The following is a 22,459-nucleotide window of genomic DNA, read 5'->3' on the forward strand; positions in this document are numbered from 1 at the left end:
TGCCTTCAAGGCTTTTTGGACGTTGGCTTCAATTATGAATTGGCTTTCTTTGGTTTGAAATATGTCCCTAGCAATACATTGACCAGTAAAAGTATGGATGATATAATCATAAAAGGAAAAAATCATTGGTATAGAGCCCTGTGTGAATGGGCTTTTTTCATAGTTTCTTTTGTAAGCGCGTACAATGATTATTTTCCATATACACCACGGAGGAGGCGATTAATGAATCCATTTTATCAAAATAAATGTCTTTCTTTTTTTACTTTTAATGCAATCGATTGCATTATCTATCCCACTAAATATTATCAGGAGGTTGTTAACTTGTTAAGAAAAAAAACTGGGAGTTTTATTTCTTGGTTGATTATTTTATCGCTTTGCTTCAACTTCTTCGGGTTACCCGGCGTAGCTTCGAGTAACAACGATCATACAGCCACCTACACGAATTCCACAGCGACTGCTCTTCCATCGACAACCGCTTCAATCACGTCTACCGTAACCGCAACGTATGCACCTACCACAACACCTAAATCAACTCAAACCGGGTTGACGGTTCACTTTAAGAAACCTTCAAGCTGGAATTCAGCGATTCGAATCCATTACTGGAATCTGAATCCGGCAACCGTTCCAATAAGTGGGGCGTGGCCGGGAATTCTGATGAAGTCGGATGGAAACGACTGGTACAGCTACACCATTGCCGAGGCCACAGGCTCAAGTCTTATCTTCAATGACAGTAGCGGCAAACAGACGGCCGACTTGTCCCGCAGTGTGAAAGAGGGCTGGTATTACACAGATAACACATGGTATGATGCCAGTCCGGAAATGCCTAAAATCCCGGCGATTTCCGCCTCTCCTGTACCCAAAACATACGATTCGTCCCAAACGGTGACGCTTTCCAGTACCAACAGTGACGATAAGATTTACTATACGATAGACGGTTCGACACCTACGACATCCTCGACCTTGTATACCTCTCCAATCCAAGTTGCGTCCTCTTTGACCATTAAGGCCTTCGGTGTTAATTCAATCGGTCAAACTGGAAATGCATCCTCTTTCGCTTATGTGATTGACCTGAATGCAGATCTGCAAGCTCCGACAATCACAGCGAATTTGCCTGCCGGGCATTCTGATTCCTCGGTGACTGTATCCTTTAACCTGAAAGATAACAAGGCGGCAACGACCAAGGCATACTATACGGAGGATGGTACAGAACCAACCACAAGCTCAAAAGTCTATATCCTCGGCAACGCGCTGGCCGGATTGACTGGACCGTCTATTCTTATCTCCAAGACCACGACATTAAAATTTCTCGTTATAGACGGCGCTGGTAATCAAACCAAACAGAGCTTTGTTTATAATATTGGAACTAAGGGGGATTTTCGGGAAGACACCATCTACTTCGTGATTACTTCCCGATTCTATGACGGTGATCCGAGCAATAACGTGCACGCATGGGATGATGGAAAGGCGCGCAATCCAGATTCGGACCCGGCTTGGAGAGGGGACTTTAAGGGGCTGATTCAAAAGCTCGACTATATCAAAGCCCTCGGATTCAGCGCCATCTGGATTACACCTGTTGTGCAAAATGCCAGCGGTTATGATTACCATGGTTACCATGCTTTAAATTTTGCCAAAGTAGACCCACGGTATGAATCGGCGGGAGCTTCTTATCAGGACTTGATCAATGCGGCCCACGCCAAGGGGCTGAAGGTTATTCAGGACATCGTAGTCAATCATACCGGTAATTTCGGTGAAGAGAATCTGTACCCCATGTTCAAGAAAGATCCGGCTAAACCGGATACTGCTAACAACTTGGTGAAAACTACGGATAAGCTGCCGTCAAACTATGATACTATGACGCCCGATCAGCAGTATCAGGCAAGGCTCGCTTTAATGAAGAACGAGGGGACGAACAATAACATTTACCATACAGAGAAAAGTCTCTCTTGGGAATCCTATACTGTTCAAACTGGTCAGATAGCGGGAGATTGCGTGGATTTGAACACGGAAAACCCTGCAGTTAACAAATATTTAATTGATACCTACAATCACTATATAGACATGGGTGTTGACGCTTTCCGTGTCGATACGGTGAAGCATGTGAGCCGGTATATTTTCAATAAATACTATATCCCTGCCTGGAAGAAAAGAGGTGGCTCGGATTTCTATATTTTTGGAGAAGTAGCCACTCGTTACAGAGATGTCTGGAACAGTGGAATTCCAGCGATCTCGACGCCATTCTATACTTGGAAAAGCTCAAAATCGTATCCGGGCGATGGAAAGAATGACTACGCCTCCAATAAAGCGTCAGTTGAACAAGAGTGGGCGGACAACTCTACTACAGCAGGACAGCCAACCTCGAACAATGCTCTCTTAAACGGAAATACCTATCATACGCCTGACTATTCGATGAAATCGGGCATGGATGTGATTGATTTTCCAATGCATTGGGCATTCAAGACTGCACAGGAAGCATTCAGTATGAAAGGTGGCGATCAATACTATAATGATGCTACCTGGAATGTAACCTATGTCGACTCGCATGACTATGCGCCCGACCAGGCTCCGGAAAATCAAAGATTTGCGGGCACACAGGACACTTGGGCCGAGAATCTCGATCTGATGTTCACCTTCCGCGGAATACCCGCTATCTTCTATGGCTCCGAAATCGAGTTTCAAAAAGGGGCAACCATTGATACAGGTCCAAACGCACCGCTAAGCAAAACGGGACGGGCATATTTCGGCGATCACATTAAAGGCAATGTTACGGTACAAGATTACGGCAAATACACAAATGCTACTGGCACGCTTGCGGAATCGCTCAACCATCCTCTGGCGAAACATATCAGACAGCTTAATTTAATCAGAAGAGCTGTTCCCGCCTTGCAAAAAGGCCAGTATTCCACAGAGAATGTGTCGGGCAATCTGGCGTTTAAGAGAAGATATACCGACAGCGCCAAAGGCATTGACAGCTTTGCATTGGTCACGATTTCGGGAAACGCCACGTTTACCGGAATTCCGAACGGAACCTATGTGGATGCGGTGACCGGTGATTCCAAAACCGTTACTGATGCCAAGATTACCCTGACATGCTCCGGCAAAGGAAATGCAAGGGTATATGTATTGAATGGCAGAGGTGGAATTGGAGAAACGGGAACCTATCTGAAGTAAACGGCAGTATGTCTTAGTTAACTGAAGCAACCTCAGTTCGGTATTGCACCGAGCTAAGGTTGCTTCCAATTAAAAAGTAGACCAAGAGACAGTCGGGATTTAACTTTTCAAGCACTTTCATTTGAATACCATGCTACCTTTTTACCTCTTGATAAATGTAAGTGGCTTGTATATAAATATAGTCAAAACTCCTTCACCCGAAGGAATTTGACTGATATTTTGGGTTAGTAGTGTTGCTTATTGCTTTGATTAATTGTTGTATTTAAAGCTATATGCTTTCATATCCATAATTTCACAGGATTCATCAAATGTCATAACATCAATAGCACGAGTTTTTGGTTTAACCCCATTTATGTTTAAATAAAATGTAAAAGCCATCGCTGCAGAATTACCATGAGAAGCTCTAACAGGTGCATCTAATTCAGCTTTTTCTAGAATAGTTGCAGCAACTTTATACATATTATAAATTACATCTTTCCCTTCAATTATATGACTTACTTTGTAGGGTCTTTCACAAAAAGAAACAACTCTCGGATCCGTTTCAACCCAAATCCAGTAATTGGATTATCCATTTGTTGTAAAAAACACGTCGCGCTTCAACTTAGGGACTGAATCCTTCCCAGTAGCCTTTAACTTCTCAGCTTTAGTCATAGGAACAGGAGTAGATGTGGTTTTAATTTTTCACCATTATTGTGTATTTTCTGATAAATAGAATGATACTAAGCTATTACCTCTGCAATAATTTTTGCTTTAACCGTACAGTTTGCAATTGCTTTTGGTTCAATAAAAATATGAAGCCAAACAGGTTGCATTATGAAAGTATCCTTAAATATCAAGGATTGTAATGCAAATAATTTGGCTTCAACGTACATCAGGTGTAACAACAATACAGTCCCCTTATCCCTAGTCAAAAAAGAGAAAGAAAAACCAGAAAAAACCCTAAATTTTCTGGTTTTTCTTTAGGCTGTTACATCAAAACGTTTTGGCTGCCAATATGGCTTGCCGGATTGCTTGTTCCTTTATGCTCTGCACTTGATCCGGCTGCTCACTGATACCTTCAATAAAAATAGCCTGCACATCGTCAATTCCGAGTAAATTCATGACAGCTTTTACATAACTGTGGCTGTACTCGACATTTTCAAACTTCCCATGGGAGAGAACTGTGCCGGAAGCCTGAATGTGCATCACTTTTTTGTCTTGCTGTGTCCCAGTCAAACCGGACAAACCCCGCAACCCATTATCGGCTCGCTTAATAGTTTTCCCCGGAACCGTAATCGCGTCAATGTACGCTTTCAGAACCGACGGGAAAGAATAATTCCATACCGGATTCACAATGACGATTTTATCCGCAGTCATGAATTGGTCCACAATCTCGCGCATTCGCACCGCTTTGACCTTCGACTCCTCGCTCAGTTCATCGAAGGAAGGACCACTTGGCGGTTGCCCCCAGCGTCTTAGAAGATCGGCGTCGATTTGCGGAAGATCCATGCGATACAGGTCCAAATAAATGACTTCATCTCCTGGGTTGGCCTCCTGATAGGTTTCGATAAACTGTTTGCCGACCGATAAGCTGTAAGTACCGTCTTTTAAAGGATGAGCGGTTACGTACAATACAGTTGCCATGATAAATCCACTCCTTTATTATGATTAAAATAATTGAGGATACAATGTTTGAATGTCGCCAGTAAAGTCACTCCGCACTTTGCGACTCGGATCGTCTGCTACAATTTCATAACTTTCGTCTTCAATGCCATCGAAAGCAATTCTAGCTATTTCAGCAGGGATAGCCTGTGCCCTATTGAAAATCCGCTGCTTATTCTCATTACTGACTTCCTCCTTAATGTAATCATCATAGTTACAGAAAAAAATGAATGTCAAGAGGGATCTTGAAATGCAAATACCAATTTTTTTGACTTTTATTGGTCGTTCATAAACTGCATACCCCAAAGGAAGACCGCTTTTCTCAAAGATGTAAAACAAAAAGAAACCGTTTTTTTGTAAAATGGAAGTGCGACCCACCATTTACGAAAGGAACGGTTTCTTTGTACATCAATATACCATGGATCAACTCCATCTGCCTAAGGACTTGGAGGACGACATTCCAGCCGTGTTGGGTGTCCCAAACCTAGGTTTCTAGCGAATATGCAAGAATCTGGTCTTTCGTTAGACTCTTTCCTTTGTTCCAAATATCACGCATTTCCTGTTCAATTAAAACATGTTGAAGATCAAGAAGCACTACGCTATGCTCCACTGGAAAATTCGGAACGGCAGCACCTCCGAATCTTTCGCGACATTTCTCAGCAGCACTCAGAAGGATGACCACTTCTGGATAAGCCTTCTTCGCCCATAACGCTATAGCCAACCCTTCTATTCCACGAGAAAGAATCCATGTTCCTTTGTAGATTTGGCTAATCGCAATGCTTTTCTTGAAGTATTCAATGGATTGATCGATTTGCCCAAGTTTCAAGGAAGTATAACCGAGGCTTTCGTACGGACCGGATACTTCCCATTTATCCTGAACCGATTCGAAGAAGTACACACTCTCTTTTAGAAGTATAGATGCATCATGATACTCTTTTTGTTCCAGCTTTAGCTTTCCGTAAGCATGCAACGAAGCCGCCAAATTCCACCTATCCTTCGTTTTCCTAGCAATATTAACGCTCTTCTTAACCAGAGACTCAGCTTCTCCCAAATCCAGTTTTTTTATGTAAATAAATGACGTTAAACGTAAAGAAGAGGATAATAGTGCAGAATTATTCAGATCACGGGCGAGATCAGCGCTGCGTGCAGCTGAAACCATGGCATCTTCAACGTTTCCTTGAACGAATTGAATGACACCCCGTCCATGTAATGCTTTGGCAAAATCTCCACCAGGCAGTTCTTCATGAACGGTGCTTTCCAAAAAACGATTAAGCCAAAACACCCCCTCCTTTAACCTGCCTTCATGAAGCCAGAACCAGTAAAGGTTTGAAACCATATGAAGTCCGATTGAGTTGGCATGTGCATTTTGATAACACCATTGCATGGCTGAGCGCAGGTTAGCATATTCTCGTCTCACTTCATCAAGGCAGGCATCACGTTCGCGAGTCCTAAACTTGGCCTCCGCACGATTCAAAATTTGGCTGTAATGTTGAACATGACGTTCAAGAAGAACATGTCTGTTACGGTTATCAGTTTCTTCCCGCATCTTCTCGCCAGCATATTCCTTAATGGCTTCCAGCATGAAATAACGGATATAGCGGTAGTCATCACTGGTTTCGATTGAGACGAGTGACTTGTTGACCAGTCCGGATAACAGATCAAGCATATCTTCCCGAGCAAGTTTATCATCACGGATGGGCAATGCGGGTTCGCAGCTACAGATCCGCTCCACTGCCTCCAACGTAAACCCTCCCGAAAATACACTGAGCCTTCTCAGAAGCAGTTGCTCCTTGTCGGTTAGTAGATCGTAGCTCCAATCGATTGTAGATTTCAGCGTTTTTTGCCGAGGCACAGCATTTCGTTTTCCAGCAGTCAATAATGTCAGCAGACTCGCCAGACGTTTTTCCATCTGTTCCAATGTCAACATGCTCATTCTGGAAGCCGCAAGCTCAATAGCTAACGGAATCCCTTCTAATTTTTTGCATATGGCACCTACAAGCTGCAAGTTTGCCAGCGTGGGCTGAAGCTTAGGAGCAACCAAAAACGCACGTTCCATAAACAGTTGCACGGCTTCAAATTCCTTGATTTCTTCTTCCGACAGCATCTCCAGCGAATACTCCTCCCCTGGAAAGGATAACGGGGGAATCCGATAGACGTATTCCCCCGAAATGTTCAAGGATTCTCGGCTCGTGACCATGATACTTAGTGCTGGCGCAGCCATGAGGAGTGATTCAGCTAAAGCCGCACATGCATCAATGATGTGTTCACAGTTGTCGAAAATAAACATCATTCTTTTCTCGGAGATTACATCTAATATGGTTTGGAGATCAGTTCGATTCCCTTGATTTTGCAGTCCCATAGTGGATAACAGATACTGGCCCAAAAAATGATGTTCCTTCACGGCGCCGAATTCGAACATCCAAATACCGTCCGGATACATTTCTGCAAGCGTTGAAGCGACTCGAACAGCAAGAGATGTTTTTCCTATCCCCCCGGGTCCTACGATTGACACAAGGGAATGGTTCTTCAGCTGTTCTTTCAGGTCAGCCATGGATTGGCTTCTTCCTACAAAGAGAGAAAGAGGCTTCGGTAACTGACTTTGCGTTGCAAGTGAAACGGCTTGCGTGGCAACCCGACCTTCCTGCGCGGAACCTTCAAACGAAGCTACGGTTTCAAACCATGTGACATCAAAATCTGGAAACTCCCGTTTTGTGGCAGAACGCGCTTCTGAAAAACGTTTTACTGCAAGCCAAAGCTCCTCAGCCTCTTTCCGCTGAGCTCCCTCCAAAAAGAGCCCTTCCTCCAAAAAGACTTGAATCAAACGTTTGAGGCTGCCAACGCTGGGAAGACGATCTCCGTTCTCCCACTGTTGAACGGTTCGTGGATCAACGCCAACTTGCCTTGCCAAGTCAACTTGCCGTATTCGTTTGGAAAGGTTATGTCTAGCGGGCCTGGAACGAATTTTTTTAATCCAATCATGGGGCCAATCTTTCGAAGATTTTTCGTCTTCCATCTTATCACCTGGCTTCAATAGTTTGAGCATCTCTGACACGAACAAACACGAACTCATGTACATTCGTGTTCTGGATTTTAACAGATAAAATAAAGCATATCAACAAAAAGAGGAGGTAATCTACATGCCTTTAACGCGTATCGTCACGTTGGAAGGACGTTCGAGTGAAGCTAAAGCCCGTATTAAAGAGGTCGTCTCGCAAACGATCGTGGACAAACTGCAAGTGCCTGAGAATGATCGTTTTTTTATTATCGAGGAACACAACCGAGAGAACTTCAACTTTGATCCAAACTGTCTGGACATTGAAAGAAGTGATGGATTTCTCATCGTTCAAATCATTTTGAATGTCGGCAGATCGTCCGAAGTAAAAAAAGAGTTCTATGCGGCATTAGCTGAACAACTGCATCAGCAGTGCGACATTAGAACGGAAGATATTTTCATCAATTTAATTGAAGTCACGAAAGACAACTGGTCTTATGGCAATGGCATCGCCCCCTTTATTGTTTAATTCAAATTTTTTTATAAGGAAAGAGAGGAAATATAATTATGTCGACTGTCCTTTATATCACTGCGCATCCCGGTACTCCAGAAGCATCTTACAGCCTTTCCGTTGGCGAGCAATTTGTACAATCCTATCAAGAAAGTCACTCAGAAGATAAGATTGTGCACGTAGATCTGTATCAACGAAACATTCCGCATATCGATGCAGATGTATTGGAGGCATGGGGCATGCTTCAAACAGGAGCATCGTTTGATCAATTGACTGCCGTGCAGCAAGAAAAATTGACCCAACTGAATCATTTACTCGAAGAGTTTGTCACTGCGGACAAGTACGTGTTCGTTACACCAATGTGGAACTTCTCTTACCCTCCTGTAATGAAGGCGTACATTGATTCATTTTGCGTTAGAGCCAAAACATTCAAATACACGGAGAATGGCCCCGTTGGACTGCTGCATAACAAAAAAGCATTCCACATTCAAGCTAGCGGCGGCATCTATTCGGAAGGTCCTGTGGCGGAACGCGAGAATGGAAGCCGTCATTTGCAGACTGTTTTGAATTTTGTCGGCGTAACAGACTTTGATAGCCTGTTTGTGGAAGGTCTATCCACGGCGGGAGACCGCGCTCCCCAAATCAAAGCTGAAGCGATCGAAAAAGCGCGCAATGCTGCGAAGAATTTCTAAGAGTATGCTTCGATAGCGATTCGAGATTAGTCAATATCGTGGCAATGGTTTGTTACATCACGTTAACCCGAATAAACCCGGCATCGCCGATTTGACCAAGGGGGAAAGAAAATTGAAAGTATCTTATCATGGACATTCGGTTGTAAAAATCGAAACCAATGGCACAACCATTCTTATTGATCCTTTTATTACAGGCAACTCCAACACCGATCTGGAAGCAGCCGACGTGCAGGCTGATGTAATCCTTCTGACCCATGGCCACGGGGATCATGTTGGAGATACTATGGAAATTGCAAAACGAAATGACGCGCTGGTCATTGCATCGGCAGAGCTAGCGGATATTCTCAGTTGGCAAGGTGTACGAACCCACGCCATGAGCATTGGGGGAGCTTATCAATTCGAATTTGGAAAAGTGAAATTAACCCAGGCTTTTCATAGCTCAAGCCTTGTTAATCTGGAGACTAAAACAATTATTTATACGGGAATGCCTACTGGGATTCTGTTCACAGCAGAGGGCAGAACGATTTACCACGCAGGAGACACAGGTTTGTTCTACGATATGAAGGTGATTGGAGAACTCAGCAATATCGATTTGGCATTTCTGCCGATCGGAGACAACCATACTATGGGACCAGAGGATGCTGCGCTGGCAACTGAATGGCTTCAAGCGAAACAAGTTGTGCCGATCCATTTCAATACGTTCCCTCATATCAAACAAGACCCTCACTACTTCGCTTCGCTTCTAAAGGAAGGGGTAGGGAAAGTGTTGGAACCGGGAGAAGGGCTGGAGTTGATTCCCTGAATCCATTCATAAGGATCAACTTATATAAGCATAAGTCGCTATTTTAATGGTTTTCGCTTTAAGTCGCCGTCTGAGACCCACCCGCGAAACACTTCACAGCCTAGGCTTGGTCGCACCGAAAGTTGAATTAAGTTATTTCCAAAAGCGAGCGCTCTCCTCTGTTGGACGGCGCCCGCTTTTGATTTTTTGGATTTTCTCTGAACAAATGCTCTACAAAATTCGTCATTGTTGAGTATACATTGACATGAAGTTCATTCATTTGGAAAGCAATCTGACAATGTTTAACATAGGAATCAACTGCTCTCAAGAGGTATATTTTGGGCCTTCGAAGATAAAATATGCTTTATCAATTAGTAAGGGTGGTTAGCTTGTGTTATCAGGTTGGTTTAGAAACGTTCTGAGACCTGAAAGAAGGCGTAGACAAGATGTTGAAAAATCCAATCAGCAAACATCTGACCCCATTAATCCGTCATTGCCCCAAACTCTGTCTTTACTCAAATCGAAACTCGGGCAAGGTCCTGATTTTGTCATTCGTGATTTTTCCGATAATCCTGACCATGTAGGCCATCTCGCCGTTTGTTATATCGAAGGACTGATTGACCAAAACCTACTTTCCGATGTAATGGAAGGTATAATTGCAGAGAGAGTCTCTGCAACTTCTGTTAAGCTTGGGGAAAATAGCGCGGCCTCTTTATTAAAACGGGAAGGAACTCCTTTTCCTGCATTATTGGAAGCATTAATAATGGAATTGATGTTTGAAGTTATTCGTGAAGCCGGTGTACGGATGCCGCGGGTCATCGGACCAGCCGTTTCAATCGTAGGAGCTCTGGTTATTGGACAAGCAGCGGTGCAAGCCGGTCTGGTCTCAGGTGCAATGGTTATCGTTGTTGCCTTCACAGCTATTTCGAACTTCGTTATCCCATATGTCACCATGGCTTCAGCAGTCAGGTTGCTACGTTTTGCTCTTATGTTACTAGCGGCGGCTCTAGGCTTATTCGGTATTCTGATAGGGCTTATCCCCCTTTTAGTTCATCTTGTATCACTCAAATCATTCGGAGTTAATTATTTTATGCCCTACAGCCCCTTCTATAAATCTAATATGAAGGACCTAGTCATTAGAGTTCCATGGTGGGCTATGAAAACGAGACCTAGTGAAAAATCAGGTTCCAACAAGACCAGACAGGCAACCCACCAATACCCTGCCAGTTCAGATGAAAATAGGAATAACAAGTCTGATACCCAAAAATAGGAGAGATCAATGGTGCGGCAAGTAAGAGTTAGTTATGTTCTGTTTATTGCAGGGTTATTACTTACAGGATGCGTAGATCGTACAGAATTGAACGAATTAGGCATCACAACTGCAACTGGAATTGATGGACATAAGGGTGACTGGATCAATACTTATCAAATCATAATTCCATCTGCCATGACGACTGGCTCAGGTGGTTCTTCCACGGGGGCATCGCAAAGCGCTGTACATACCTTTTCTACACATGGAAAAACATTGAGAGAGACCGTTACGAAGAGTAGCCTGGAATACCCACGTAAACTGTATTTTGCCGCAGAAGCAAGCAGCAGAAACGATCAAGTTGCAAATTCAGGAAGGATGGAAAGCCTTACAGCAAAAGAATACCGACCTTATTGGTATTGGAAATAAAATTCATCAAAAGCACCCCGAACTTCCCCGCTTTCTTCGTTACAAAAATTGACATTTCACATGAAAATAAGTACTATAATTAGAAACAATTATACTGTAAAAGAGGCCTTTTCTCATTCCCCTCTATTCAAATTCCTGATCCTACCTATTTAAGGAGTGAAAATGCTATGTGCGCACGAACGCTAAAAGCGAATAAAAGGTATGTAATCGGTAACTATTGTAAATGGATCGCAGTTGGTATGATTTTAACTTTCACGGGATGCCCGCTTGCATCCGCCGCTCCTTCACCCTCATCCTCTAGTAAAACTAGTGAACCCACGTCCTCCCTAGTTACATTTCAATTGCAAGAGGCTACGATTGCTCAAATGCAGGAAGCGATGAAGTCAGGGGCACTGTCAAGTGTCGAGCTCACCGCCCTGTACCTTAACCGGGTGTATGCCTATGATTCTAGTGGCATTCGGCTGAATTCCATCCCTGTTCTGAACCCCGACGTACTGAAAGAAGCCGCTCAGGCTGATCAACTAAGGGCACAAGGTATTAAGACCGGGCCTCTGCAAGGCATCCCCTACACGGTTAAAGACAGCTACAAGGTTAAGGGACTCACTGTCGCTTCTGGATCTCCGGCTTTCAAAAACCTAATGGCAAAGGACGATGCCTTTACAGTAGAGAAGATACGCAAATCCGGTGGGGTGCTCATTGGTAAAACCAACATGCCGCCAATGGCAGCAGGGGGAATGCAAAGAGGCGTTTATGGCCGTGCTGAAAGTCCGTACAATCCAGATTATTTGGCTGCAGCCTGGTACTCTGGCTCCTCTAACGGATCTGGCGTATCAACAGCCGCCAACCTCGCTGCCTTCGGTATGGGGGAAGAAACGGTATCCTCTGGAAGATCACCAGCATCTAACAATGGTTTAATTGCCTACACGCCATCGCGGGGCCTAATCTCCATTCGGGGGAATTGGCCGCTCTTCCCTATACGGGATGTCGTTGTCCCACATACGAGGACTGTCGAGGACATGCTCCGCTTGCTTGACGTGATCGTTGTAGAAGATAAGATCACCAAGGGTGATTTCTGGCGAGAACAGAAAGCCGTTCGGCTCCCTTCTGTCAACAGTGTCCGTCCCAAATCCTATTTAGAGCTGCGAGACATTCAAGCTTTGAAAGGCAAACGCATTGGCGTTCCGAAAATCTATATCGGTAAGGACTATGAAACCACAACTCCGATCAAATTCAGACCTTCGATACAGGCATTATGGGAAAAAGCTGTAAGGGATTTAACTGCTCTTGGAGCTGAGGTTGTGGAAGTTGACTTCCCCTTGCAGGCGAACAGCGAGAAGGACCGGGCAACAGCGAAAACACCTGAGGAACGTGGTTTGATGCCGGCAAAATGGGTTGAAAAGGAATTCGGGCTGCTTAATCCTTATGTAGCTGAGGAATTCCTTAAAAGTGTGGGCGATCCGAATTTCCCGTCATGGGCTAATATCGACCCTGCAACCGTCTTCCCGAATCCGCCCGGTTCGGTAGACGCCAAACGTGGCAGAGACCTTGGCCACTATGACGTATTCATTGAAACCATAAAAAAAGGCGTCACCCCTTACGAACAAATTCCTCAGTTTTATGAAGGACTGAGGGGGCTTGAAAATGTACGAAAGATTGATTTTGAAAATTGGATGAAGCAAAACAACCTTGATTTTATTGCATTCCCGGCAAATTCGAATATCGGCAAAGCTGACTCCGATGTGAATGAAACGTCCTATGATGAGGCTTGGGAGAATGGCAACTATTTCTCCAATACGAATTTCATTCTACGCGAGTACGGGATTCCAAGTGTATCTGTGAGTATGGGCGCTATGAAGGATACCGGTATGCCCGTTAATCTGACGATGGCAGGTGCCGCATACAGCGATAATGACCTGCTTCGTTACGCTTATTCCTATGAGCAGGCGACCAAAAACCGTCCTATTGCAGCACACACGCCAGCGCTTGAGGATGAAACCTTTTCCTATAACCCGCAAACTGCTCTCCCACCCTCTAAACGTAAGGAAACAGGAGCCCCTGCACTTAAGTTGAATGCTTCGATCAAGGACGATGTTCTCGCTTTGGAAGGTTCAGTCACAGATCAAAGCGATATCGCACAGCTTAAAGTTTATATCAATGGCATTCGTGCCGTTATTACAGAAGATAAAGCCAATTGGTCAGCAACGCTTCCAACTACTAAATACAAACAGGGTGGTGCCTCCCAAGCCGATACGCTACATGTTCTCGTGCTGGCCAAAGATATTTACGGAAATACCTCTGCTCAAGTCAAGTCTGTAACTTTACCCCAATGACGAAGGACATCATAGAACTCACTATAATTGCGGGTTCATTATTAATATATTCGAGAGGATCGCATTATGATCACCGAGCGCTTGTTGCCCTGGAAAGGCGTCGATGCTGGATATTAACTCGGTTGGCTTCGCCTACTTGAGCATGCACTGATCGGAATATTTCCTAGGCGTAACATTATTTTTCTATAGAGAAAGGTTGATAGAGTTGAGTTGACTACAAATAGACAATTATGCATTGGATTATCCTTATCTGCAACTTGGATGAAAGGAGACGGTTGGCGGCGCCCAGACAGCGGTGTGGAAAAGATGGGATCAATTGACTATTACATTGATTTGGCAAATATGGCGGAGAAGGCAAAGCTCGATTTTCTTTTCAGGGCGGATTATCTTTATGTTAGCCCACAGATGCTGGGTGATTCCGCTAATTTTGGCAGTCCAGATCCTACAATGATTTTTGCGGCGATTGCTCGTGAAACTCAGCGGATTGGATTAGTGACAACGGTTTCCACTACTTTCAATCCGCCGCTATAGACGGATTTATAGCTCTTCCGGGCGGTTCAGAAGAATCTATGAAAATATTTTTTTGAAAAACTGATACCGCAGTTGGTTAAAAGAGGCTTGTTCAGAAGCGAATATGCAGGTTCGACTCTGAGGGCACATTTGGGTAGGTATTTAACACCTGATACTGTCGAGGGACAAGAACATTAAAAGTCGCTATTTTAGCGGCCTTTTTGTTTTAACGGTACAAGTTCTTGTCTCGAGTCGAGGACAAGAACTTGTACCTATTGCCGTAAAGGACAAGAGATTTAGATCGGATCGGCTATGTATAAATCATTGTGTTTGTTTTGAGAATAATATTATTATGCTTCATTGAACTACATAGAATCGCAGCAAGGGAAACCGCCGATAACTCCTAAAGGCTCCTGATTATTGTTAAAGTACACCCCCAAATTAAAATCATTTGATTTTTTGGGGGTGCTTTGTGTCATGGGTAGATAAAAGGACGAACAGGGTAATCGCCCTTTTATCCATGACAGGTTGCATTTAATGCCGTCCATTATGATAAAGGCTCTTACTTGACGCATTCAGCCATCACAATATTTCGATATACCCTTCTGTTCCATGCACGCGAATTCGTTGCCCATCTTTTATCAGTTTGGTAGCATTTTCCACCCCGACAACTGCTGGTAAGCCATATTCACGTGCGATAACGGCTCCATGGGTCATCAGTCCGCCAACTTCGGTGACTAGGCCTTTTATGGATACAAATAATGGTGTCCAGCTGGGGTCAGTAAAGGAGGTGACTAATATATCTCCATCTTCTAGATCAGCATCTTCCATGTTTAAGATGACACGTGCTCGTCCCTCTATAAGTCCGGAAGAAACAGGCAGACCTACAATAGCTTCGGCTGGGAGATTTTCTCGTTTGTACTCACCTGCAATGATTTCACCATCAGACGTGATAACACGTGGTGGAGTTAGTTTTTCATACAATTCGTACTCGTCTTTTCGTTTGCTAATGATCTGGTAATCTAGTTTATTTGTGCGTACGACTTCGTGAAGTTCTTCAAAAGTGAGATAGTATATATCTTCTTTTTCATGAATAACGCCCGCTTGTACGAGTTGTTCGGCTTCTTTCATTAAAGCCTGCTTATAAACAAAGTAGCGATTAACCATGCCGTATTTTGGATATTCCCGATAACCGATGAAATTTCGGATGAGGTCGATCATTCGTTTTGTTTCTTTGGCTTTTTGTTCACCATCCGGTAATTGCTTCAATCGATCTAATAACTCTTGTTCTTTTTTCAAAGCTTCCTGTCGCCCTTGCTCAAATTTCCGATGGCTAGCATTAGGCTCAAAGTTTTTGATATTACCAAGAATCATGGGGACAAGTGTAGTTGGTTTTTCGCTCCAACGAGTTCTCGAAATATCGATTTCACCGGCACATCGCATTCCGTATTTGTTGAGATAAGCATTGATAGCGTCTTGAGTTTCCTGTCCACCATCAAACTTAACCAGTTCATCCAAAAAATTATCATCTTTTACATGTTGTAAATAATCAATTACTTCCGGATAAGGACGAATCACATCTGCGACATCCAATAGCGCCAGACCCATTTCCGAAGTAATGTTGTTTGGTACAGATTGAGAAAGCGTATCTGCTGCGTTTTTTTCACCTAACCACTCGTACATTTTTTCATTGATCCATGACGAAGCATTCATAGCAGTCATAAAAACCTTTGAACTTTGTGGGTCAAATAAGATCTTCTTTAATTCCTGGAGATCTTCCAGAATAAAATCAAATAAATCTGCTCCTGATTTCGTTTGGATGTTTTGTTTTAATTCTTCTATCGATGTTTGACTGTTCTTAATCAAATCAGAAACGATTGCCGGATCGTTTTCGATTTGTGCTTGAAAACCTGCAGACGACCTACCTTTACTGCTATTACCGGGACTCAGTTCTTTTCTATCATCTGGTAACGATTTTATAAAATCTCGCTCTATTAGGGTCATAAATGCGTCTTTTATGAGCGGATCGGATTGTCCCAGGGTATTTAAGAAAGTTTCTCTGCTGACAGGTGAAGCCAGCATATGTGTAACATCAACAAACAACCTTCCACCGGCTTTACGCATGGGTGCAGGAGTTATTAACAGGTAAAAAGACAATCCCAATGGTTTTATCGGGTCAGTCATCATTTGTTGATGACCGACGGATACATAAACGTGATTTTCCTGATCATTTACTTCAGGGATCGGGTATAAAGTCGTGATTGGCCGACTCTGGACAATGTAAAATGTATCATCAACCAAACACCATTCGATATCTTGCGGGTAACCAAAATAAGCTTCGATCTGTCTTCCCATGCGTGCCAGTTGTAAAATTTGTTGTTCAGTAAGGGTTTGAATCTTTTGCTGATCAGGATCGATCTGCTGGGTCTCTGTTCCGCCTTCTTTTCGTCCATAGATAGCCAATTTTTTGGTTGCTATCCTCTTATCGACAATTTCCCCATCCTGTACTCTATAACAATCGGCAGATACCAAGCCAGAGACCAGCGCTTCTCCAAGTCCAAAACTGGCATCAATTGATAGCAGCTTTCGGTTGGAAGTAATCGGATCAGCGCTAAATAAAATCCCCGAAGCCTGTGGAAAAACCATCCTTTGAACGATAACGGACAAATAAACCTGACTGTGTTCAAATCCATTTTGCATACGGTAGATTACCGCGCGATCCGTAAATAGGGAAGCCCAACATTTGCTGATATGCTGCAAGATTGCTTCTTTGCCGATGATATTTAAATAGGTGTCTTGTTGACCAGCAAAAGAGGCATGTGGCAAATCTTCAGCAGTCGCACTAGAACGCACTGCATAAGCATGTTCATCGCCAAACCGGGAGAGATAGTGAGTAACTGCTTTCACAACATCGGTAGGGATTTCTACTTCCATAATGATTTGTCGAATTTCCCTGCTGATTTCACCAATTTGATCTCGATCTTCTACTTTTAGCATGGTTAGTCGATCCAACAAAGCATGATACGTTTCTTTTTTTTCGATGGCTTTTTGATATCCCACTGTTGTAACACAAAAACCTTCTGGTACATGTATTCCTTCAATTTTTGATAATTCCCCTAAATTCAACCCTTTTCCGCCAACGAGCAAAAGCTGCGTTTTTTCCATTTCCTGAAAACCGAGAACCAAAGGACTCATTCAATATCTCTCCTAACCATTAAATTGAGAAAAAACATTTGACAAGATTTTTCCGGCATGGTACACTTAAAGTGTAAGATGTAATAAATATGTAAATTTAAAATGTAAAAGTCGTAATCTGATTATATCATCGTGTCTGTTTATATGCAATATAAAAGAACCCGATAAAACTACGAGGCCACTGAAAAACTTGTGTTTTTCTGGTGAGTAACCATAAAGGACAAGACAAAAGACGACCCTTATCCAGATATTTGGATAAAAGGTCGTTTTTTTGCTGTTCCAGAAGGTCTATGGATCCGTTATTTATTTCATCAGAACTCCATGCCAACTAGACAGGAAGACGCTACGTCATACCCGTGTCTGTGTTTAAGCTCGCTGTTCTTTGCTTCGATTTTGTAGCGTTCTTTAGCTTTCTCCTTGAAGTACTCGCTTTCTTGAAATGCCATTTGTTCGGTATGCTCGGCAGATTTAATACTCACGGAATAGGTTTTGCTTTTTGCTCCTTCTTTGTAGCACCCTTCTCTGAGTGGACATCTTTTGCACTTCTCTATATCGAAGTAGTACGTATCCGTTGGATTTGCGCCGACCCTTTTTTTGCCGATTCGCGCTTTCCGGATTGCGATGTGGCCAGCCTTACAAACATACATGCCAGCATCTTTATTGAAGAGGAACTCATCTTCTTTTTTTCGGGCACCTTGAGTGATGAGCGGGTTCAATTTGGCGAGTTGTTCAAGGTCATCTGCGACGGCTTCTTTTACGGTTCTGTTATCTTGGGCAGCGCACAGACACCGCCTTCTGCTTCAATGACATCCATAAGCTTCTGGCAGTAAGCGATTTCATCCTTCAGCACATCGCTCGTATTCTTCGGCGGGAACTTGGCTTTGAGGGATTCGTCGACTTTATAGACAGCCTTTCTTAGTTTTCGAGCACGATCCTGCAAGATTTCTCGGGGAGTTTTCTGGTTGTTACGAGCCTTCGTATAAGTCGCGTCAACAATGATGACTTTGCTTTGGATAATCCCTTTTTCGATTGCGATTTCAACGGTCTTGTTGATCAGCATGTCGAGAAGGTCCAAATCCTTTAGCGGCAGCTTTCTAAATTTGGTTAACGAACGGGGATCAATCACGGACTCTTCCGGGCCATGCCAAAGAAGTACTTGAACGACATATCGTATTTGGATCGCTCCACAATGTCTTCATCGGACAATTCGAAAATCGCTTTTATGAGAAGGTACTTGAACATCCGAATAGGATCAACCGCATTTCTACCGTTGTCCAGACAATAGTTTACTTTCAATTCATCATATACAAACGAGAAGTCAACGAACTCGTTGATTTGCCGAAGTATATTATCCTTGGGAATCACCTGATTATATAGTTCGATATACGGGCTTAAAATTATCGTTTGTTGCTGTTGAATCATGGGGGACACCTTCTCCCCTTAGATGTTTTCATTATACAGTTTTTCTCCTACCGTTCTTCATTTATTGGAACTTTTCAAACTCATTTTTTAACCAGATTTCCCCGCTTTTCCATAATAAAAAGCCGCTAATCTTCACGTTTCTAATTAGCGGCTTAAAAAATACTAATATTGCTACTTGAGGTGTAGATGAAGTCATCAATGGTAACGATAACTAACGTCTAGACAGTCTCAATTCCCCAAATACTTACCAGATCATTGATTTGAAGCGACAGAACCCTTAGTTCTCCACCAATGGCATAGAGTTCTAGATCTCTACTTTCCAAGTCAGGGAAAATCAAATCTGAAATGATTGTTTTCCCATTATTGCCGAAGACCTCGACACTTGACCAATCTACGTAAATGCTCAACTGTATTCGTCCATGCTCTGGCTTCATAGGGGCCTTGTGTATTGCTGTGAAATCGGAATGAAAAACAATGGCGCTCGACTTCGTCCGATCGACGAACAACTCCCCATTCGAGATATTATATCCAATGATCGTCTCCTGATTGGAAGACTCCCGCACTTTGAACCCGAATTCCACGGCAGTACTGATTTCAAATTCTGCAATAATTTCTGCCTTTGCAGCAGAAATATCAGACAACACGTTCATACCTGGCTTAATCGTCAAGTCTTCCAGAGACAAAACCGGTTTTCTGAGCTGACTTAATTCCCTTATGGGTGCTTGGATTAGGCGAAGTCCTTCCGGATAAGTCCTAAGCTGTAGCTCACGGGGAATTGACATCTTGCCACGCCATTCCTCTGAAGGTAGCATGGTAGCATAACGCCAATTGTTCATCCAGCCGACCCAAATCTTTCGTCCGTCCTCGTTTGGAATGCCATTCCAGGTTACGGCCGCGTAAAAGTCTGATCCGTAGTCTACCCATTTAATAGCATCGAAAGATTCCAGCGTTTCATCCAGAGTAAATGCTTTACCGTCAAAGTTGCCTATGAAATACATCATGCCAGAACCGCCTGCTGGTGGTTCCGGATCGTCTGGATTCACACCATTTCTATCCCCCACGCTTAGCATCAGAATCCACTTCGTGGTATTAGGATCCTCATCCACTTGGATTCGAAATATATCAGGACATTCAAATATCCCTCGGTGTATATGCGGAATGTCGGAACCGAATTCGCTTGCAAAAGACCATTCTTTAAGGTTTGGAGATGTGTAAAATTCTACACGTTCTCTTACGGCAAGAACCATGATCCACATCGACGATTCGTCATGCCAAAACACCTTCGGATCACGAAAGTCTAGCGTTTCCATTGGGAATAAAACCGGGTTACCTTCATATTTTGTCCAGGTTCGACCTTTGTCCTTGCTGTAAGCAATGCTTTGCACCTGCGGCTTGCCGGACTGAGCCCTGTTGCCCTCATTCGTATAAATGGCAACCAATCCTGATCCTTGCTCGTCAAAAAATCCGCTTGTATTGTTCTTATCCACCACCGCACTTCCCGAAAAGATTGCTCCGTCCTCTCCAGGCGGAATTGCCGGCGGGAGTTCGTCCCAATGTACTAGATCCTTGCTCACTGCATGCCCCCAATGCATGCGGCCAAAGTCAGGCTGCGTATCATGGGGCGTATGCTGGTAGAACAGGTGGTACTCTCCTTCATAGTAAACCAAGCCGTTGGGATCGTTCATCCAATTTTTCTCAGGTGAATAATGGAATTGAGGCCTGTATGTCTCCCTATAATAACTGTTTCGTGATCCTTTTCTGCTGCTATTGTCATCCGTTAGGTGCATTTCTTTAATGGTATCCACTCTCCCTTTGATTGTTGATAAGGTATTTAACAGAATTGTTTGATTTTGCTCACGACCGAGAGTACCTAAAATAAATCACTCCCTACCACCTTTTGTATGTTTCAGCCTTGATTTTTAAGATATCTGTCATAGCCTTTCTGTTTGATTTCCAGCCATTTGTCCAGTCCCAGTCTGGAAAGCTCGGCTTTATAATCCGCCCATTCTTCTTCCACTTTTCCTGTTTTGATCCATTCCGCCCGTTTGCGGTTAACGTAGGCAAATAAGTCTGTTTCCAAGGTAGAGATCTGCTTCTGATCTTCCAGCGAGAAGAAGACTTTCGGGAAATTGTGGTCAGCCTTCATATAAGGAACAAGTCTTTCTTTCATGAGCTTGAGCCGCCCTACTGCATCATCGGGCTTGGTCGTTACTTTTCCGTAATACTCGTCAAGAATTGCCAATGGACCACCGATATTCGTTTTTTGCCGCAGCTCGACAGGAGCCGTTCCCTTAAGCGGAAGATGCTTCAGCATATGACTCGCTTCATCGTATTCAAAAATGTTCTGCTGAGTTTTGTCGCCGTAGGTGCCCCAGTTGTCCTGTACGGACTGGATGGGATCATACAGCTGGTCAATCCATTTTGCCGTAAGCTCAAGATTTTTGTTGTCACTGGTAATCACCATTCTCCCCCGGTCAAAGCCGAGATTGTTCGTGCGGGTCACATTGACTTTACCGCTTGGCCCCGCGAGCGGATTCATCAATTCATATTTATCGTTGTCTCCTGAAATATTCGCCTTATCCCATTGAAAGTAGAGACCGTATTTTTCATTCTGGCCTTTGGCCAGATACGTATTGTAATCCTGCTCGAATGACTCTTCGTCGATCAGGTTCAGCTTATACAGCTCATTAAGATATTTGATCCCCTCTTTATAACCGTCCTGATCGGCAGTGAAGACCACTTTCCCCTCATTGGTCACTACAGTATGATCGCCGTTGTCCCCAAGACCAAATGATCCGAACAGAAAATTCAGGTCCTCATTGCCGTTATTGAGTATAAAGGACAGCGGGATTTCATCCGCTTGGCCATTTCCGTTAGGGTCGCCGTTTTTAAATGCGAGCAGGACATTTTTTAAATCCTCGGTGGTTTTTGGCATTTTAAGTCCCAGCTTTTTCAGCCACTCCACATTGATCCATGGCATGTCGTTTACAGAATGAATGCTCTCCTTCTCAGAACCCAGCTCTTCAATCCAAGGAAAGGCATAAATGTGCCCGTCCTGTGCGGTTATCATGGATCTGTACTCAGGTGCTTCCTTCAATACCTTCTGCAGATTCGGCATATATTTTTGAATCAAATCCTCTAAAGGGACAATGGTTCCATCCTTTCCGAGGTTCAACAAATCGTAATCGGAATACCCGGCATCTAGTATGGCATCTGGAAGATCTCCACTGGCAACAGCCAGGTTTCTTTTTTCAATGAAGGAATCCGAGGTGAAGTTGGTAAAATCGATATGCACCCCTGTTTTTTCTTCCAGTCTTTTATAGATCAGCTTTTCATTTGGATCGGAAGGTGCCAGCGGCGAGCTTTGAGTCATAAAATGCAAAGTAACTTTCTCTTTAAGCGGCAGAGTGACATTTTCCAGCTTGTAATCTTCGGATGCCGCAGAATTATTGCCTGAACCGCCACATCCGGCAAGCAGTGAAGTAGAAAGTACCAGCACAGACAAGGTTAGTAATGTTTTGTTCATCTCTATTCCCCCG

At 43.6% G+C, this 22,459-nt stretch carries 13 protein-coding genes and 3 pseudogenes; 8 read left to right on the forward strand and 8 right to left on the reverse strand.

From position 1 onward, the window contains the following. The first annotated feature begins 321 nt into the window (after positions 1-321). A complete protein-coding gene (locus tag ACQ4MX_RS01140; protein WP_431088852.1) occupies positions 322-3,168 on the forward strand; it encodes an alpha-amylase family glycosyl hydrolase in 2,847 nt (948 codons plus the stop codon). A gap of 249 nt (positions 3,169-3,417) precedes the next feature. Here ACQ4MX_RS01140 and ACQ4MX_RS01145 read toward each other — a convergent pair whose 3' ends face one another. The 4 genes from ACQ4MX_RS01145 to ACQ4MX_RS01160 all read right to left on the reverse strand — a co-directional run bounded on the left by ACQ4MX_RS01145 (position 3,418) and on the right by ACQ4MX_RS01160 (position 7,879). Continuing rightward, positions 3,418-3,627, reverse strand: a complete 210-nt coding sequence (locus tag ACQ4MX_RS01145; RefSeq protein ID WP_431088853.1) for a hypothetical protein — start codon at positions 3,625-3,627, stop codon at positions 3,418-3,420. A 513-nt stretch (positions 3,628-4,140) separates the two neighbouring features. Next, complete coding sequence (locus ACQ4MX_RS01150) at positions 4,141-4,791, reverse strand: FMN-dependent NADH-azoreductase (protein WP_431088855.1); 651 nt, start codon at positions 4,789-4,791, stop codon at positions 4,141-4,143. 24 nt (positions 4,792-4,815) lie between these two features. Continuing rightward, entirely contained in the window at positions 4,816-5,115 is a 300-nt protein-coding gene (locus tag ACQ4MX_RS01155) for a hypothetical protein (protein WP_431088856.1), read from the reverse strand. A gap of 178 nt (positions 5,116-5,293) precedes the next feature. Further along, positions 5,294-7,879, reverse strand: coding sequence for an NB-ARC domain-containing protein (locus ACQ4MX_RS01160; protein ID WP_431088857.1), 2,586 nt, complete (start codon positions 7,877-7,879; stop codon positions 5,294-5,296). Positions 7,880-7,946: 67 nt separating this feature from the next. Here ACQ4MX_RS01160 and ACQ4MX_RS01165 point away from each other — a divergent pair, with 67 nt between their 5' ends. From ACQ4MX_RS01165 to ACQ4MX_RS01195, 7 genes and pseudogenes are all read left to right on the forward strand, one after another. Then, on the forward strand, positions 7,947-8,330 hold the full coding sequence (locus tag ACQ4MX_RS01165) for a tautomerase family protein (RefSeq protein ID WP_431088859.1): 384 nt from the start codon (positions 7,947-7,949) through the stop codon (positions 8,328-8,330). A 38-nt stretch (positions 8,331-8,368) separates the two neighbouring features. Next, positions 8,369-9,004 (forward strand): FMN-dependent NADH-azoreductase, encoded by a 636-nt coding sequence (locus ACQ4MX_RS01170; protein WP_431088861.1) that lies wholly within the window; start codon positions 8,369-8,371, stop codon positions 9,002-9,004. 112 nt (positions 9,005-9,116) lie between these two features. After that, positions 9,117-9,806, forward strand: coding sequence for a metal-dependent hydrolase (locus ACQ4MX_RS01175; RefSeq protein WP_431088862.1), 690 nt, complete (start codon positions 9,117-9,119; stop codon positions 9,804-9,806). A gap of 697 nt (positions 9,807-10,503) precedes the next feature. After that, positions 10,504-11,055: pseudogene (locus tag ACQ4MX_RS01180) on the forward strand (spore germination protein); the annotation flags it as partial. A gap of 340 nt (positions 11,056-11,395) precedes the next feature. Then, positions 11,396-11,515, forward strand: coding sequence for a hypothetical protein (locus tag ACQ4MX_RS01185; RefSeq protein ID WP_431088864.1), 120 nt, complete (start codon positions 11,396-11,398; stop codon positions 11,513-11,515). A 115-nt stretch (positions 11,516-11,630) separates the two neighbouring features. Beyond that, positions 11,631-13,793, forward strand: coding sequence for an amidase (locus tag ACQ4MX_RS01190; protein WP_431088866.1), 2,163 nt, complete (start codon positions 11,631-11,633; stop codon positions 13,791-13,793). Positions 13,794-14,003: 210 nt separating this feature from the next. Next, a pseudogene (locus ACQ4MX_RS01195) lies at positions 14,004-14,318 on the forward strand (LLM class flavin-dependent oxidoreductase); the annotation flags it as partial. Positions 14,319-14,885: 567 nt separating this feature from the next. Here the strand turns inward: ACQ4MX_RS01195 and ppsA are convergent. The 4 genes and pseudogenes from ppsA to ACQ4MX_RS01215 form a co-directional block, all read right to left on the reverse strand. Next, a complete protein-coding gene (gene ppsA / locus ACQ4MX_RS01200; RefSeq protein ID WP_431088867.1) occupies positions 14,886-17,498 on the reverse strand; it encodes a phosphoenolpyruvate synthase in 2,613 nt (870 codons plus the stop codon). A gap of 311 nt (positions 17,499-17,809) precedes the next feature. Beyond that, a pseudogene (locus ACQ4MX_RS01205) lies at positions 17,810-18,920 on the reverse strand (transposase). Positions 18,921-19,138: 218 nt separating this feature from the next. Next, positions 19,139-20,707, reverse strand: a complete 1,569-nt coding sequence (locus ACQ4MX_RS01210) for a glycoside hydrolase family 32 protein (protein ID WP_431091219.1) — start codon at positions 20,705-20,707, stop codon at positions 19,139-19,141. Positions 20,708-20,826: 119 nt separating this feature from the next. Beyond that, a complete protein-coding gene (locus tag ACQ4MX_RS01215) occupies positions 20,827-22,446 on the reverse strand; it encodes an ABC transporter substrate-binding protein (RefSeq protein ID WP_431088868.1) in 1,620 nt (539 codons plus the stop codon). Positions 22,447-22,459 lie beyond the last annotated feature (13 nt).

It is taken from the genome of Paenibacillus sp. 8b26, assembly GCF_050626875.1.
Lineage (GTDB): Bacteria > Bacillota > Bacilli > Paenibacillales > Paenibacillaceae > Paenibacillus.

Coding starts and splice junctions, on each gene's coding strand:
- ACQ4MX_RS01165 (WP_431088859.1), top strand. CDS start 7,947: ATGCCTTTAACGCGTATCGTCACGTTGGAAGGACGTTCGAGTGAAGCT.
- ACQ4MX_RS01145 (WP_431088853.1), bottom strand. CDS start 3,627: ATGTATAAAGTTGCTGCAACTATTCTAGAAAAAGCTGAATTAGATGCA.
- ACQ4MX_RS01170 (WP_431088861.1), top strand. CDS start 8,369: ATGTCGACTGTCCTTTATATCACTGCGCATCCCGGTACTCCAGAAGCA.
- ACQ4MX_RS01215 (WP_431088868.1), bottom strand. CDS start 22,446: ATGAACAAAACATTACTAACCTTGTCTGTGCTGGTACTTTCTACTTCA.
- ACQ4MX_RS01210 (WP_431091219.1), bottom strand. CDS start 20,707: ATGCACCTAACGGATGACAATAGCAGCAGAAAAGGATCACGAAACAGT.
- ACQ4MX_RS01160 (WP_431088857.1), bottom strand. CDS start 7,879: ATGAGTTCGTGTTTGTTCGTGTCAGAGATGCTCAAACTATTGAAGCCA.
- ACQ4MX_RS01190 (WP_431088866.1), top strand. CDS start 11,631: ATGTGCGCACGAACGCTAAAAGCGAATAAAAGGTATGTAATCGGTAAC.
- ppsA (WP_431088867.1), bottom strand. CDS start 17,498: ATGAGTCCTTTGGTTCTCGGTTTTCAGGAAATGGAAAAAACGCAGCTT.
- ACQ4MX_RS01150 (WP_431088855.1), bottom strand. CDS start 4,791: ATGGCAACTGTATTGTACGTAACCGCTCATCCTTTAAAAGACGGTACT.